Source organism: Microbispora sp. NBRC 16548 (genome assembly GCF_030268985.1).
In the GTDB taxonomy this organism is placed as follows: domain Bacteria; phylum Actinomycetota; class Actinomycetes; order Streptosporangiales; family Streptosporangiaceae; genus Microbispora; species Microbispora catharanthi.
This window is the reverse complement of sequence record NZ_BSSF01000008.1, coordinates 209,809-224,979: the sequence shown is the minus strand read 5'-3', so window position 1 is coordinate 224,979 and position 15,171 is coordinate 209,809. Positions and strand designations below refer to the sequence as shown.

12 protein-coding genes are annotated in these 15,171 nt (G+C 71.8%); 11 read left to right on the top strand and 1 reads right to left on the bottom strand.

Translation table 11 applies throughout. The features are described 5' to 3' along the window. The first annotated feature begins 111 nt into the window (after nucleotides 1–111). The 4 genes from QSK36_RS23690 to QSK36_RS23675 all read left to right on the top strand — a co-directional run bounded on the left by QSK36_RS23690 (nucleotide 112) and on the right by QSK36_RS23675 (nucleotide 5,433). On the top strand, nucleotides 112–1,593 hold the full coding sequence (locus QSK36_RS23690) for a glycosyltransferase family 39 protein (protein WP_285783905.1): 1,482 nt from the start codon (nucleotides 112–114) through the stop codon (nucleotides 1,591–1,593). A 75-nt stretch (nucleotides 1,594–1,668) separates the two neighbouring features. Continuing rightward, nucleotides 1,669–2,538, top strand: a complete 870-nt coding sequence (locus QSK36_RS23685; RefSeq protein WP_285783904.1) for a polysaccharide deacetylase family protein — start codon at nucleotides 1,669–1,671, stop codon at nucleotides 2,536–2,538. 121 nt (nucleotides 2,539–2,659) lie between these two features. Continuing rightward, complete coding sequence (locus QSK36_RS23680; RefSeq protein ID WP_285783903.1) at nucleotides 2,660–3,775, top strand: glycosyltransferase family 2 protein; 1,116 nt, start codon at nucleotides 2,660–2,662, stop codon at nucleotides 3,773–3,775. Continuing rightward, nucleotides 3,772–5,433 (top strand): glycosyltransferase family 2 protein, encoded by a 1,662-nt coding sequence (locus QSK36_RS23675; RefSeq protein ID WP_285783902.1) that lies wholly within the window; start codon nucleotides 3,772–3,774, stop codon nucleotides 5,431–5,433. The genes QSK36_RS23680 and QSK36_RS23675 overlap by 4 nt, the downstream gene beginning before the upstream one ends. A gap of 160 nt (nucleotides 5,434–5,593) precedes the next feature. Here QSK36_RS23675 and QSK36_RS23670 read toward each other — a convergent pair whose 3' ends face one another. Next, nucleotides 5,594–7,141: a glycosyltransferase family 2 protein gene (locus tag QSK36_RS23670; RefSeq protein WP_285783901.1), complete on the bottom strand. Its 1,548-nt coding sequence runs from the start codon at nucleotides 7,139–7,141 to the stop codon at nucleotides 5,594–5,596. A 187-nt stretch (nucleotides 7,142–7,328) separates the two neighbouring features. Here QSK36_RS23670 and thrC point away from each other — a divergent pair, with 187 nt between their 5' ends. The 7 genes from thrC (at nucleotide 7,329) to QSK36_RS23635 (ending at nucleotide 15,140) form a co-directional block, all read left to right on the top strand. Next, a complete protein-coding gene (gene thrC, locus QSK36_RS23665; protein WP_139575861.1) occupies nucleotides 7,329–8,387 on the top strand; it encodes a threonine synthase in 1,059 nt (352 codons plus the stop codon). A 43-nt stretch (nucleotides 8,388–8,430) separates the two neighbouring features. Beyond that, nucleotides 8,431–9,357, top strand: a complete 927-nt coding sequence (thrB, locus tag QSK36_RS23660) for a homoserine kinase (RefSeq protein ID WP_183535375.1) — start codon at nucleotides 8,431–8,433, stop codon at nucleotides 9,355–9,357. A gap of 413 nt (nucleotides 9,358–9,770) precedes the next feature. Continuing rightward, complete coding sequence (gene rho / locus QSK36_RS23655; RefSeq protein WP_285783900.1) at nucleotides 9,771–11,801, top strand: transcription termination factor Rho; 2,031 nt, start codon at nucleotides 9,771–9,773, stop codon at nucleotides 11,799–11,801. Nucleotides 11,802–12,054: 253 nt separating this feature from the next. Next, on the top strand, nucleotides 12,055–12,273 hold the full coding sequence (rpmE, locus tag QSK36_RS23650) for a 50S ribosomal protein L31 (RefSeq protein WP_139575864.1): 219 nt from the start codon (nucleotides 12,055–12,057) through the stop codon (nucleotides 12,271–12,273). Nucleotides 12,274–12,380: 107 nt separating this feature from the next. After that, a complete protein-coding gene (gene prfA / locus QSK36_RS23645; protein ID WP_183535377.1) occupies nucleotides 12,381–13,427 on the top strand; it encodes a peptide chain release factor 1 in 1,047 nt (348 codons plus the stop codon). Between the two features lie 144 nt (nucleotides 13,428–13,571). After that, nucleotides 13,572–14,426 carry a peptide chain release factor N(5)-glutamine methyltransferase gene (gene prmC / locus QSK36_RS23640; protein WP_142560349.1) on the top strand — a complete coding sequence of 285 codons (855 nt, stop codon included), beginning with the start codon at nucleotides 13,572–13,574 and terminating at the stop codon, nucleotides 14,424–14,426. Between the two features lie 66 nt (nucleotides 14,427–14,492). Continuing rightward, complete coding sequence (locus QSK36_RS23635; protein ID WP_183535378.1) at nucleotides 14,493–15,140, top strand: L-threonylcarbamoyladenylate synthase; 648 nt, start codon at nucleotides 14,493–14,495, stop codon at nucleotides 15,138–15,140. The last annotated feature ends 31 nt before the right edge of the window (nucleotides 15,141–15,171 follow it).

Genomic DNA, 15,171 nt, shown 5'->3' with positions numbered 1-15,171 from the left:
CAGGGTGGTCGCGGGCAATGACTCGATCGGATAACGGCCCGCCGATCCGCGCGTCCGTGCGTGTTCGATGTCCTTGATGCGGCCTGAAATGATCAGTTCTTTGGGGGAAGCGTGGTTACGGGCGAGGCGGTCCGGACGTCCGGCCGGAGACCGGGTGCGGACGCGAAGGACTGGCCCCGCTGGACCCCGCTGCTCGCGGGCCTGCTGACCACCTGTGTCGCCATCTCCGGCACCACGGCGTCGCTGTCGGGCGACGAGGTGGCGACCTACAGCGCCGCGGTGGCCCGGCCGCTGAGCGGGCTGTGGGGACTCGTCCAGCAGATCGACGGCCACTTCCTGCCCTACTACCTGCTCATCCATGTCTGGTCATGGCTGGGGGATGCCGAGTGGTGGCTGCGCCTGCCCTCGGCCCTCGCGGCCGGTGTGGCGGCGGGCTTCCTGGCCGACCTCGGCCGCCGGCTGGCCGGTCCTCGGGCGGGCGTGCCGGCCGCGGCGCTGTTCGCCGTCCTGCCGTCGGTGTCCTATCACGGTGCCAACGCCCGGCCGTACGCGTTCGCGGCGGCGGCGGCCGTCGTCTCCGCCTGGGCGCTGCATCGGGTGGCCGAGGCGCCCACAGGCTCCCGGATCCGCTGGTACGCGGCGTCGGTGGCGCTGCTCGGCTGTACGCACCTGTTCTCGGTCCTGGTGCTTCCGGCCCAGTTCCTGGCCGCCCTGCTCGTCCTGCCCCGCCGTACGTTCCTGACCAGGATCGTCCCCGCGACGGCGGTGGGGTGCGTCCCCCTCGCGATCCTCGCCCTGGTGGGCTGGGGTGAGCGCCACGCGATCAGCTGGATCCAGCCGCACGGGCCCGACGTGCTGCTGAAGTTCCCCAAGCACGCGGCGGGCTCCGACCTCGCCGGGCCGCCGCTGTTCGCCCTCGCCGTCGTGGGGGTGGTGATCCTGCTGCGCAGGTCGGTCCCCTGGGGGGTCCTCGCCGGCGGCTGGCTCGTCCTCCCGCCCGTGCTGCTGCTCGTGATCGACGCGCTGGTGACCCCGGCGTACGTGGACCGTTACGTGTTCGTCGCGGCGCCCGCCCTGGCCCTGGCGGGAGGCGTGGCCCTGGCCTCGGTCCGCCTGGCCCCCGTCCCCTTCGCGCTGGTCTGCGCGCCCGTCGTCCTCGCCGTCGCGCTGCTGGGGCTGCCCGCACAGGCCGACTACCGGCAGCGCAACGGCCACTACGACGACTTCCCCGGCGCGGCCGGCGTGATCCGGGCGCGGGAGCGCCCCGGCGACGCCATCGTGTACGGCCAGAGCCGGCTGCGCACCGGCTTCGTCTACTACGGCCGCGAGGGCCTCCCCGAGGACGTGCTTGTCAGGGGGCCGGGCCCGGCCTTCGAGTACGCGGAGCGGGACGACCTCGCCGAGGCCCTGGCGGGGCGCCGCCGGGTCTGGGTGGTCTGGCGGGGGACGAAGCAGGCCGGGCTGACGGGGAAGAAGATCCCCAAGGTGGCCGCCGTGCGCGCGGCCGGATATCGGCTCTCGACGGCCTGGCACTCGGCGGAGCTGCCGGGCCTGACCGTCGCACTGTTCGAGCGCGTGCGCGGCAAGGGCTGAGATTTGTGGACCGTTTCATCACGGTTGGACATCACGCGAAAGAGTAATTGCCAAATGTGAGTAAAGTTTCTCTTCATGCGACTTACGGTGAAGAGACTTCTGCCTGCCTGTCTCCTAACCGCGGCGTCGATCGCGGGACTCCAGCATCCGGCCGCGGCCACGGCCGGCTCGGCCGTCCTCGGGCGGGCGGCGGCCCCCGCGCACGTGACTCAACAGCAAGCGCGGGCGGCCAGGGTGCCGACCGTGGTCCTCACCTTCGACGACGGCACGGCCGACCATCTCGCCGTCGCCAGAATGCTGAGCAGGCGCGGCCTCAAGGGCACCTTCTACGTCAACAGCGGCCGCCTCGGCAAGCGCGGCTTCCTGAGCGCCGCCGCGCTGCGGGCCATCGCGAAGGAGGGGCACGAGATCGGCGGCCACACCCTTCAGCATCCGCACCTGCCGGAGATGTTCGACGCGGCGCAGCAGACGGAGATCTGCGACGACAGGCGGGCGCTGCTGAAGATGGGCTTCGCCGTGCGGTCGTTCGCCTATCCCTTCGGTGCCTCGGACGAGGCAAGCAAGCGGATCGCGATGAGCTGCGGCTACAACAGCGCGCGCGACATCAACGGCTTGTACCGGCCGGACAGCTGCAGCGCCTGCCCGGTCACAGAGACGATTCCGCCCGCGGACCTCGCCGCCGTACGCGTGACGAGCCAGACCCGCCTGCCGCGCACGGCCCGCACGCTCCGTGAGTTCGTCACGCGCGCCCAGCGGGAGGGCGGCCCCGGCATGGTGACCTTCGTGTTCCACGAGATCAAGGACGAGCCGCGGGACAAGTACGCGACGGCGCCCAAGGAGTTCGCCGCCTTCGTCGACTGGGTGGCCCGGCAGCGGAAAGCCAAGAAGATCGACGTGAGGACGCTGGGCGACCTCGTCGGCGGGAGCCTGTCGCCCGTTCCGTGATCCCGGCTGCCGCGCCAGGTCACAGCGAGTCGTCAGGTTGACCGCAAGGGTCACAGGGATTCACAAGGTTCGGCTGATAAAAGTTCACCAGCCTGTAAAACGGACGCGCGGGAGGGACACCGTGACGGTGACGACCGGCATGTGCTCGCCGTACGGCTTCACGCGCAGTCCCACCGAGGAGACCGCGACGCTGTCCTGGAGCGACGGCCGGTGGACGATGGGAGGCCGGCCGTTGGCCGTCCCCGCGCAGGCCGCCGACGTCGCCGCCCTCCGGCCGCTGCGCGGGCTACGGGTGGAGTGGCCGGAGGAGCCCGCCGCCGAGGCGCTGGACGCGGTCGGCGGCCTGGCCGCCGCGGGGGTGCCGCTCGCCTTTCATGATCCGCCGAGGTGGGTGCGCGAGGCCGATCCCGTGCTCGCCGGCCTGGCCGCGGCCTGGACCCCCGAGGCCGGCGACGGCAGGCCCGACTCGGTCGCCGACCTGCGCAGGGAAGAGCACAGCGTGCGTCTGCGCAGGCACGCGCTGCGGGCCAGGGGCGTCGGCACCGGCCTCGCCCCGGTGACCGTCGTCATGGCCACGCGGCGGCCCCACTACGTGGGCCACGCGCTGCGGCAGCTCGCCCGCCAGCGCGGCGTCGGTCTGGAGGCGGTCGTCGCCCTCCACGGGTTCCCGGCCGCGCGGGTGCGCGAGGCGGTCGAGGAGTTCCCCCACCCGATAACGGTGATCGAGGCCGAGCCGGACGCGCCGCTCGGGACGGTGCTCAACATGGCGGCGGCACGGGCGTCCACCGGCATCGTCGCCAAATGGGACGACGACGACTGGTACGGCCCCGAGCACCTGGCCGACCTGCTGCTCGCCATGGCCTATTCCGGGGCGGAGCTGGTCGGGACCGCGCCGGAGTTCTTCTACCTCCAGCCTCTTCACACGACGATCCGCCGCGTGGACTACAGCAGCGAGGTGTGGGCCGACCACGTCGCGGGCGGCACGATCCTGCTCGGCCGTGAGATCTTCGAGCAGGCCGGCGGCTTCGGGCCGCGGGACCGCGGGGAGGACGCACACCTCCTGCGCGCGGTCGAGGCGGCCGGCGGCCGCGTCTACCGCACCCACGGCCTGGGCTACGTCCTGCGGCGATCGGTCGGCGCCGACCACACCTGGAACCTTCCTCTTGCCCACTTCCTGCGAGTCGCCGCGAACCAGTGGCGCGGCTTTCGCCCGAGTGTGATTTTGGAAGCACGATGACGCCACGCATCAGGGGAAACGACTACACCGTCCTCCAGCCGCCCGCCCTCGGGTCGTCGTGGACGCCCCGCCTGCGGGTCAGCGTGGTGATCCCCGCCTACGCCGACCAGGTCAAGCTCGATCTCACGCTCGCCGGACTGGCCAGGCAGACGTACCCGGCCGACCTGCTCGAAGTGATCGTGGTCGACAACGGCAGCGAGCCGCCGCTGCGCCTTCCGGAGATCCGGCCCCGCGACACGCGGCTGCTGGTCTGCGCGGCGCCGGGCCGGGCCAGGGCGCGCAACACCGGGCTGGCCGCCGCGACGGGCGACGTCATCCACTGGATGGACTCCGACGTCGTTCCCGAACCGGAGGAGGTGGAGGCGCACATGCGCTGGCACCACCTCGCGCCCTATCTGTCGGTCACCTCCTACCTGCGCTTCACCACCGCCCCGCTGCCCTGCCCCGCGGACGTCGCGGGAACGGACGACCTGGCGAAGCTCTTCGAGCCGGCGGAGCCGCACGCCTGGATCGAGGACCTGGTGCAGCGGTCGGACGGGCTGCTCCGCTCGCCGCGGCCGTTCAGCATCCACATCGGCGGCGCGTCGTCAGTCTCCGCCCGGCTGTTCGAGCGGGCCGGGCCGATGGACCCCGCGATGATCCTCGGCCAGGACACCGAGATGGGTTACCGGCTCGCGCAGGCGGGCGCGGTCTTCATCCCCGACCCGCAGGCCAGGGCCTACCATCTCGGCCCGTCCATGCGCATGCGCGACAGCGCGCCGATCAGCCGGGTCAGCCACGCCCTGGTCACCGACCGGGTCCCCGGCTACCGGTGGCTGCGCACCCATCCCTCGCGGCAGTGGAAGATCCCGCAGGTGGAGGTCCTCGTGGACGCCACCGCGGGGTCATACGACGACGTCAGGGCCACCGTGGACGGCGTGCTGGCCGGCACGGTGACCGACCTCGCCGTGGTGCTGACCGGTCCATGGGACGAGCTCGCGCCCGAGCAGCGCGCGCCGCTCAAGGACCCGCGCCTCGACCTCGTGCTGCTGCGGGCCCACTACACCCACGAGGGCCGGGTGCGGCTGGCCACGACGGCGTCCGACACCCAGTCGCCGTACCGCCTGCGCATCCCGCCCGGCTGGGTGCCGGAGGAGGACAGCCTCGGACGGCTGCTCGACGTGCTGCGCGGGCGGGAACGCGGACTGGTGAGCGTGCTCCTGGCCGAGGACCCCGAAGGCGTCACCGCCGCCCGTCTGGAACGCACCGAGGCGTTCTCCCGCGCCGCCCTCGTCGCCGAGGAGAGCGAGGATCTCGACGACGCCGTCGACGAGATGTTCGGCACCTACTGGGTCGACGGCGAGACCTTCGGCTTCCGGGCCGCCGCGGAGGCCCCGGCCTATGTGAATCCGCGCACCGCCTATCGCAAGCGGGTGCAGGCGCAGGCCGAGGTCGAGCGGCTGACCAAGGAGGTCGAGCGGCTGCGCGGACAGGTGACCAGATGGCGCGACGAGGCGGCGCGGTGGCGCAAGTCCGCCGTCGAGTTCCGCCGGGAGATCGGCACCCTGCGGCGGCAGGTCTCGGCGCTGCGCGGGCAGATCTCGGCGCTGCACCGCGCCCGCAGCCTGCGTGGCATCGCCCGGGGTTTCAGCCGGCCCTTCACGTTCAAGAAGACCTGACCGCCCCGTCCCCGCCGACGTGAGGCGAGCCATCCCGCCCCCTCCCCCGCCGACGCCGGGCAGGCCGTCCCGTGCGGGCCCGCGACCGGCGGCTGCCCTTTCCGGTGCCACGCGACACGGCGCCGCGGGTCGCGGAGCCGGGCGCCGGCCACCGGATGGGTCAGGAACGGCGGAACAGGCCGCGGCGGCGCGCCGGTGTGGCCTCCGGTTGCGGGCCATGAGCCGACGCCGGTTGCGGGGCTTGGGCCGCGGCCGGTTCCGGGGTGGTCCGCGGCGCGGCGGACGTGGCCGGTTTCGCCGGCGTCCTGGGAAGCTCCTCGAACTCGCTCGCCGCGCCGTGCCGCACGCCGTGGGTCTGGTCGATCACGTCGGCCCGGTCCTCGCCCGGCGTGGCGAGCCGGCGGGCGCGCGCGACGGCCTCGGTCCGCTCCAGGGTGGCCGTGCCCCCACCGGGCAGATCCAGGACCAGCAGGCCGATCCGCTCCTCCGACATCGCCTTGACCGCCCGCTCCAGCAGCGCCGGAGCCGGCGGGGCGTCGACGGGCGCCGTGTAGCGGAAGGGGACGGGCGCGGCGGTCGGCGCCGCCCGTTCCGCGAACCGCACCCGCGCGTCGTGCCCGAACGCCGCCCTGACCAGGGCGAGGTCGAACGCGCCGGTCCCCGGCGCCCACCTGCGTCCGCCTTCGAGCGACGACCAGGGGCCGGCCAGCGTCACCACGACGTCGGTGAGTGTGCCGCGCAGCACCGCGTCGACCGCGGCGACGATCCGCCGCTCGTCCGCCCCGGTCACGTCGAAGACGACCTCGACGTACGGCACGAGCCAGCGCCGGCCGGGCTCCTTGCGCAGGTCGCGGCGGAGCGGGACCCGGTGCGCCAGGTGGGCCTCGACGAGCCGGACGATCGACTTGCCGTGTTCACCGCGCTGGGCCGGCAGGCCGAGATGTACGGCGCGGGCCTCCATGTCGGGGACGAACACCGCCCCCGCCTGGGCGAGCCGGTAGGCGAACTCGGTGTCCTGGCCGCGCACCACCTCGGGGTCGAAGCCCCGGACCTCGTCGAGCAGGGCCCGCCGTAGGGAGACCGTCGGGCCGGTGCACACCTGGTAGGGGTTCTTGCTGGCCCGCAGGCCGTCGAGGCGGCGGATGGTCTCCTCGGTCGAGCTGGACACCAGCGCCGACGGGTCGAACAGGTCCTCAGGCGAGCCGTGCCGTACGGCCTCGTGGACCTGCCCGGGGGTGAGGGCCGGCTCCTCGGCGAACTTCTTGCCGCCGATGGTGACGAGATAGTCGGTGAGGTGATGCCAGCGGAACAGCGCCTCCAGGTGCTCCCGCGAGATCACCATGTCGGCGTCGAGACGCTGCACTATCTCGCCCTCGGCCGCCGCGATGCCTGCGTTCATCGCGTGCCCGGCGCCCCATCCGCCGGGCGGGACGACCACGACACGGGTGTTTTCCGGCCGCAGATCGGGCAGGCGCAGCGGAGGGTCGCTGCGGTCGTCCACCACGATCACCTCGGTGAGGTGCGCGGGATAGGTCTGCGCGGCCAGCGCGGCCAGCGTCAGGTCGAGGCGGTGCTGCCCGCCGTGCGCGGGGATGACGACACTCGCGCCGAGTGTGGGCGTCCAGCCGCCGATGGGCGGCGGCGTGAGCGGAGAGTAGTCGTTGTGGCGAATCCTCGGCCGGGGCTCCACGCCCGTCAGGTGGGCCAATCCTCGTCCTCTACAGCGATGGTCAAAGGGCTGGTCCACACTAGCGAAACCCGCTGACGGTTCCCTAAGGTGACGCCCAATATGTCCATTTGGTGGACAACGGAGTCCGCACGTCAAACGGTTGGCCGTAGACTCGGTGACCGATACCCCTGGTGACACGCGTGTGCGCGCGTGGGAGGAGCGACCAATGTTCAGGGCTTGGCGTGGCCTGATCGAGGAGTACCGCGACCGTCTGCCGGTCTCCACGACGACGCCCGTGGTGACCCTGCTCGAGGGCGGTACGCCGCTCGTCCCGGCCAGGCGGGTGTCCCAGATCACGGGCTGTGACGTCCATCTGAAGGTCGAGGGCCTCAACCCGACCGGCAGCTTCAAGGACCGCGGCATGACCGTGGCGATCAGCAAGGCCGTGGAGGAGGGCGCCCAGGCGGTCATCTGCGCGTCCACCGGCAACACCAGCGCCTCGGCCGCCGCCTATGCCGTACGGGCCGGGCTGACCTGCGCCGTCCTCGTGCCGCGCGGGAAGATCGCGATGGGCAAGCTCGCCCAGGCCCTGGTGCACGGCGCCAGGCTGCTCCAGGTCGAGGGCTCGTTCGACGACTGCCTGGAGATGACCAGGAAGCTCGCGGAGACCTACCCGATCGCGCTGGTCAACTCCGTCAACCCGCACCGCCTGCAGGGCCAGAAGACGGCGGCCTTCGAGATCGTCGACGCGCTCGGCGACGCGCCCGACGTCCACTGCATCCCGGTCGGCAACGCCGGCAACATCTCGGCCTACTGGATGGGCTACAAGGAGTACGCCGACGACGGCGTGGCCACCAAGCGGCCGCGCATGCTGGGATTCCAGGCAAGCGGCGCGGCGCCGCTGGTCGGCGGCAGCCCCGTGACCCACCCGCAGACGATCGCCACGGCGATCAGGATCGGCAACCCCGCCTCGTGGCGGCTCGCCGAGGCCGCACGCGACGAGTCCGGCGGCGACATCCAGGCCGTGACCGACCGCCAGATCGCCGCGGCGTACAAGCTGCTCGCGCAGGAGGAGGGCGTGTTCGTCGAGCTCGCCTCCGCCGCGAGCGTCGCCGGCCTGCTCCAGGCGCACGAGCAGGGCCTGCTCACGCCGGGGCAGCGGGTCGTGTGCACCGTGACCGGCAACGGCCTGAAGGACCCCGACTGGGCCATCTCCGGCGCTCCGGCGCCCGTGACGATCCCGATCGACGCCTACGCCGCCGCGGCCGCGCTGGGACTGGCCTGACCGGCCCTCTCATTCCCGCCCATCAAAGGGTTCAGGTGACGAATTGACGGACAGTCACGGCGTCGTCGTCCGCGTGCCGGCGACGAGCGCCAACCTCGGCCCCGGTTTCGACAGCCTCGGCCTCGCGCTCGACCTGTACGACGAGGTGGAGGCCGAGATCTCCGGCTCGCCCGGCGTGCGGATCAACGTGGAGGGCCAGGGCGCCGGTGAGCTGGACGAGGGCGAGGGCCACCTCGTCGTCAGGACGATGCGCGCGACGTTCGACCGCATGGGGTTCGCCCAGCCGGACGGCATCGCGCTGCGCTGCCACAACCGCATTCCGCACGCGCGCGGGCTCGGCTCGTCGTCGGCGGCGATCTGCGCCGGCATCCTCGCGGCCCGCGCCCTCGCGCGCGGGCGGGGCGCGGGGGATCTACCGGACGCCGAGGTGTTCGCGCTGGCCACGGAGCTGGAGGGGCATCCCGACAACGTGGCGCCGTGCCTGGCGGGCGGTCTCACCATCGCCTGGACGGACCAGTCGCGGGCGGCGAGTATGGTGAAACTGACTCCGCACGAGGACGTCCGGCCGGTGGTGTTGATCCCGGATTTCCGGTTGTCCACGGAGGAGGCTCGGGGGCTGCTGCCGAAGGACGTACCGCATTCGGACGCGGCGGCCAACGCGGGGCGGGCGGCTCTGCTCGTCGCGGCGCTCACGCAGAGACCGGAACCGGATCTCCTGCTCGCCGCCACCGAAGACCGCCTGCACCAGAGGTACCGCGCGCCCGCGATGCCCCGCACCGCCGAACTGGTGCGACGGCTCCGCGAGGCCGGGGTGCCCGCCGTCGTCTCGGGGGCCGGTCCGACGGTTCTCGCGTTGACGACACGGGATACCAAGGATTTGATCGCGCCAGAAGTGGGTAATGACTGGCACATCCAGCCAATGAACGTCGACCCGCTTGGTGCGTACGTTCGGTTTCCCGAGACACGCTGATGCTTCTTCGACCTTCAGGGAATAGCTGTGCGCGCTGGTGATGTTAGGCTGATAGCCGCACCAGGTGCCCCCGTGTTGGGTGCGTGCTTGTCATTCGCACATCGCTGCACTTCGCCTCGCGTCCTTCGACGCGGGCAGGGCGATTTCCCCGAAACCGTTTCCTCCAGTCGGCACACCCTCGGGTGGCATGGCAGGAGGCGGCGTTCTCGGAGACATGCGCGTTCGAACCACCAAGACATCTGGTCGGTGGCGGCAATCCGGGGGATCGCCCCCGGGCACCTACCGCTCGCGAATCCCGAGGGTCACCGACACATGAGATTCGCGAAGCCCGACCCGGTCTGTCCCGCCGGGTCGCATCACCGGGACGCCTGGACGCACGATTCTGGCGCCCGACCCCTGGGAAGGACCCTTAGTTGAGCGACACCACCGAACTCCTCTCCGACGGCCAGGCCGCCGGCGACACCCCCACTTCCGCCCCGGCCCGTCCGCGACGTCGCTCCGGCACCGGCCTGGCCGGCATGGTGCTCCCCGAGCTTCAGGCCCTGGCGACCAGCCTCGGCATCACGGGGACCGGACGGATGCGCAAGAGCCAGCTCATCGCGGCCATCCAGGAGAAGCAGGGCGGGTCGGGAGAGGCCGCGGCCGAGCCGAAGGCCGCCGCCGAAGCGCCCGCCGTCGTCGAGCGCCCCGCCCGTGGCCGTCGGGAACGTTCCCGCGCCGCCGCGGCGCCCGCACCCGAGGCCGCGCCCGCCGCCACGCCTGCCGCCGAGCCCGTCGTCGCGGCTCGTGAGGAGCGTCCCGTGGTCGAGGCCGCGCCGGCCGTGGCCGCCGAGGCCACGCAGAACGGCGTCGCCGCCGTCGCCGAGCCGCAGGCCGAGGCCGCCCAGTCCGAGACCCGCGCCGAGCGGCCCGAGCGCGGCGACCGCCGCGAGCGCCGCACGCGAGGCGAGCGGGGCGAGCGAGGCGAGCGAGGTCGCGAGCGCGACGGCCGCGGTGACCAGCGCGGTGACCAGCGCGGTGACCAGCGCGGTGACCAGCGCGCCGCCGACGCTGGAGACGGCGGCCAGGGCCGTCGTGACCAGCAGGGCCGCGGCGACAACCGCGCCGACGGCCGTGACGGCCGTGACGGGCGTGACGGGCGTGACGGCCGCTCCGACGGGCGCGGCGACAGCCGTACGGACAGCCGCACCGACGGCAAGGGCGACCAGCAGGGCGAGGACAGCCGCGGGCGCCGTGGCCGCTTCCGCGAGCGTGGCCGCCGCGGGCGCGACCGCTTCGAGGGCAACGAGCCGGTCATCGGCGAGGACGACGTCCTGATCCCGATCGCCGGCATCCTGGACATCCTCGACAACTACGCCTTCGTGCGGACCAGCGGCTACCTGCCGGGCTCGAACGACGTCTACGTCTCGCTCGCCCAGATCCGCCGCAACGGCCTGCGCAAGGGCGACGTCATCACCGGCGCCGTCCGGCAGCCGAGGGACGGCGAGCGGCGCGAGAAGTTCAACGCCCTCGTCCGCCTCGACACCGTCAACGGCATGGACCCGGAGCAGGCCCGTCAGCGGCCCGACTTCAACAAGCTCACGCCGCTCTACCCGCAGGAGCGCCTGCGCCTGGAGACCGAGCCGAACGTCCTGACCACGCGGATCATCGACCTCGTCTCGCCGATCGGCAAGGGTCAGCGCGGCCTGATCGTGTCGCCGCCCAAGGCCGGCAAGACCATGGTGCTCCAGGCGATCGCCAACGCGATCACGCACAACAACCCCGAGTGCCACCTGATGGTCGTCCTCGTGGACGAGCGTCCGGAAGAGGTCACCGACATGCAGCGGTCGGTCAAGGGCGAGGTCATCCACTCGACCTTCGACCGCCCGGCCGAGGACCACACCACCGTCGCCGAGCTCGCCATCGAGCGGGCCAAGCGCCTGGTGGAGCTGGGCCACGACGTCGTCGTCCTGCTCGACTCGATCACCCGTCTCGGGCGCGCCTACAACCTCGCGGCGCCCGCGAGCGGCCGCATCCTGTCCGGTGGTGTCGACTCGACCGCGCTCTACCCGCCGAAGCGGTTCTTCGGCGCCGCCCGCAACATCGAGAACGGCGGCTCGCTGACGATCCTCGCCACGGCTCTCGTCGAGACCGGCTCCAAGATGGACGAGGTCATCTTCGAGGAGTTCAAGGGCACCGGCAACATGGAGCTCAAGCTCAACCGGTCGCTCGCGGACAAGCGCATCTTCCCGGCGGTGGACGTGGACGCGTCCGGCACCCGCAAGGAGGAGATCCTCATGGCCAAGGAGGAGCTGTCCATCGTCTGGAAGCTCCGCCGCGTCCTCCACGCCCTCGACATGCAGCAGGCGCTGGAGCTCCTTCTCGAGAAGATGAAGGAGACCAAGTCCAACGCCGAGTTCCTGCTCCAGGTGCAGAAGACCACGGTCAGCAACGACCGCGACTGACGCCCTTTCGACCGACGCCCCGGACGGCCGCGCCGTCCGGGGCGTCGGCGTGATCCGCCGATCCGCCGCCCGCCACCACCACGGTCGGCCCCGGGAATAGCACATGGCCTGGGATGGTTGGAGGATCTGGCACACTGGTAGCCGAACCGCAGCGGTACCGGTTCCCGCACCGCGCATCACAGGTGTGCCGATGCGCGCAGGCCGTGACAGACGGAGCGACCCGGCGACCGCGCCTAGCGTTAAGGACTGAGACATGAAGCCCGACATCCACCCGGAGTACGTGGTCACCCAGGTGACCTGCACCTGCGGGAACACCTTCACCACGCGTAGCACCGCCAAGAACGGCGTGCTCCACGCCGACGTCTGCTCCGCCTGCCACCCCTTCTACACGGGCAAGCAGAAGATCCTCGACACCGGTGGCCGGGTGGCGCGCTTCGAGGCGCGCTTCGGCAAGAAGGCCCAGAGCAAGTAGCTCCTCCAGGACGCCGGCTCGGGGGCGCCCCTCTCTTGGGGCGTCTCCGGGTCGGCGTTCTTGGTGATTACGGCCTTTACCGAGGAGCTTGAGCAAAGGAGTGTGCGGTGAACCTCGACGAGATCATGAGTGAGTACGCGGATCTGGAACTGCGGCTCGCCGACCCCGCCGTGCACGCCGACCAGAGCAAGGCGCGGACCTACGGCAAGCGTTACGCGGAGCTCACGCCGATCGTCGCGACCTACCGGGAGCTCGAAGGCGTACGGCAGGACCTCTCGGCGGCGCGCGAGCTGGCGGCGGAGGACCCGGCGTTCGCGGAGGAGGCGGCCGAGCTCGAGGGCCGCATCCCGGTGCTGGAGGAGAAGCTCACCCGTCTCCTGGTCCCGCGCGACCCCAACGACGACAAGGACGTCATCATGGAGATCAAGGCGGGCGAGGGCGGCCAGGAGTCGGCCCTGTTCGCCGGAGACCTCCTGCGGATGTACCTCAGGTACGCCGAGCGGATCGGCTACAAGACCGAGATCATCGACGCGCAGCACTCCGACCTCGGCGGCTACAAGGACGTCACCGTCGCCATCAAGGGCAGGGAGGGCGTCTGGTCGCGGCTCAAGTTCGAGGGCGGCGTGCACCGCGTCCAGCGGGTGCCGGTTACCGAGTCGCAGGGCCGCATCCACACCTCGGCCGCCGGAGTGCTCGTCTATCCGGAGGCCGAGGAGGTCGACGTCCAGATCGACCCCAACGACCTGCGCATCGACGTGTTCCGCTCCAGCGGCCCCGGCGGCCAGAGCGTCAACACGACCGACTCGGCCGTGCGGATCACCCATCTGCCGACCGGCGTCGTCGTCTCCTGCCAGAACGAGAAGAGCCAGCTCCAGAACAAGGAGTCGGCGCTGCGCATCCTGCGCGCCCGGCTGCTCGTGATGGCACAGGAGGAGGCCGAGGCGGCCGCGATGGCCGAGCGCAAGTCGCAGGTGCGCACGGTCGACCGCTCCGAGCGCATCCGCACCTACAACTTCCCGGAGAACCGCATTTCGGATCACCGCGTGGGCTTCAAGGCCTACAACCTGGACCAAGTCCTGGACGGCGATCTCGACGCGGTGATACAGGCTTTGCTCGACGCCGAACTCGCGGAGAAGCTGGCCGCTCATTCGTGAGCCCGCGGCGAGCCTGATGAGGGGACGATGGGAGAAACGGTGATGGACGTGGGTCGTCGAACGACGGTGGGCCGTCCCGGCGGCCCGTCTGCCCATGACCGACGATTCCCAGGCCACGCCGCGAGGACCGTGCTGTAAGAGACCATGACCTTCCTGCTCGACGAAATCGCCCTCGCCACCGCCCGGCTCGCCGAGGCGGGAGTGCCGTCACCGCGAACGGACGCCGAGGAGATCGCGGCATTCGTACACGGCGTCCCGCGCGGCATGCTGCACACGATCAAGGACGCCGACTTCGACGCGCGCTTCTGGGAGGGCGTCGCCCGGCGCGAGGCACGCGAGCCGCTGCAGCACATCACCGGCCGGGCCTACTTCCGCTACCTCTCCCTCGAGGTGGGGCCGGGCGTGTTCGTGCCCAGGCCGGAGACCGAGGTCGTGGCCGGCTGGGCGATCGACCGGCTGCGCGAGATGGACGTCGCCTCTCCCGTCGTGGTCGACCTCGGCACCGGTTCCGGGGCCATCGCGCTGTCGATCACACAGGAGGTCGCGCTGGCGCAGGTGCACGCCGTCGAGATCGACCCCGTGGCGTACGGCTGGGCCAAGCGCAACATCCTCGAACACGGCCAGGGCCGCACCACCCTGCATCCGGAGGATCTGGCCGACTGCCTGCCGGAACTGAACGGCCAGGTGGACCTGGTCATCTCCAATCCGCCGTACATCCCGCCTGGAGCGATCCCGCGCGACCCCGAGGTGCGCGACTACGATCCCTCGCGGGCCCTGTACGGGTCGGGTGAGGACGGGCTGGACGAGGTGAGAGCCGTCGAGCGAACGGCGCGGCGGCTGCTGCGGCCGGGCGGGTTCGCCGTGGTCGAGCACGCCGACCAGCAGGGCAACGCCGTCTATTGGCTGTTCGCCGAGGAGAACGGCTGGCGCGACGTGCGGTTGCGCCAGGACCTGACCGGCCGGGACAGGTTCGTCACGGCCCGGCTGACCCAGGACTGACTCGAACGGCCCGGTCGGTGGCCACGCGGCGGCGGAGCCGGGCGGGACACGTGGAAGGATGGCTTCGTGAGCCGACGGTTTGACTGTGCCGACCAGACGGAGCGGATGACCGGACTGGCCGAGGCGACCTCGGCGGTGCGGCGGGGCGAGCTCGTGGTGCTTCCCACCGACACCGTCTACGGGATCGGCGCCGACGCCTTCACCCCTTCCGCCGTCAACGCGCTGCTGGAGGCGAAGGGCCGGGGCAGGGACATCCCCGTGCCCGTCCTCGTGGGCACCGTACGGGCCGCCAACGCCCTGGTGGAGAGCCTCGGGACGTACGGGCAGGACCTGGTGGACGCCTTCTGGCCCGGGCCGCTCACGCTCATACTCAGAGCCAACCGGTCGCTGTCGTGGGACCTCGGCGACGCCAAGGGAACGGTCGCCGTCCGCATGCCGCTGCACCCGGTCGCGCTGGACCTCCTCAAGGAGACCGGCCCGATGGCGGTCTCCAGCGCCAACCGGTCCGGCAACCCGGCGGCCACCACGGTCGACGAGGCCGAGGAGCAGCTCGGCGAGTCGGTGGACGTCTACCTCGACGGCGGCCCCTGCGACGACAACGTGCCGTCCACGATCGTCGACCTGACCACCGCCGTCCCCCGGGTGCTGCGCAAGGGCGCGATCCCCGTGGACAAGATCCGTGGCCTCGTGGGATACCTCGCGACCGAGGAGTGACCGCGATCCGAGCGTACGTCTCACAGCGTGA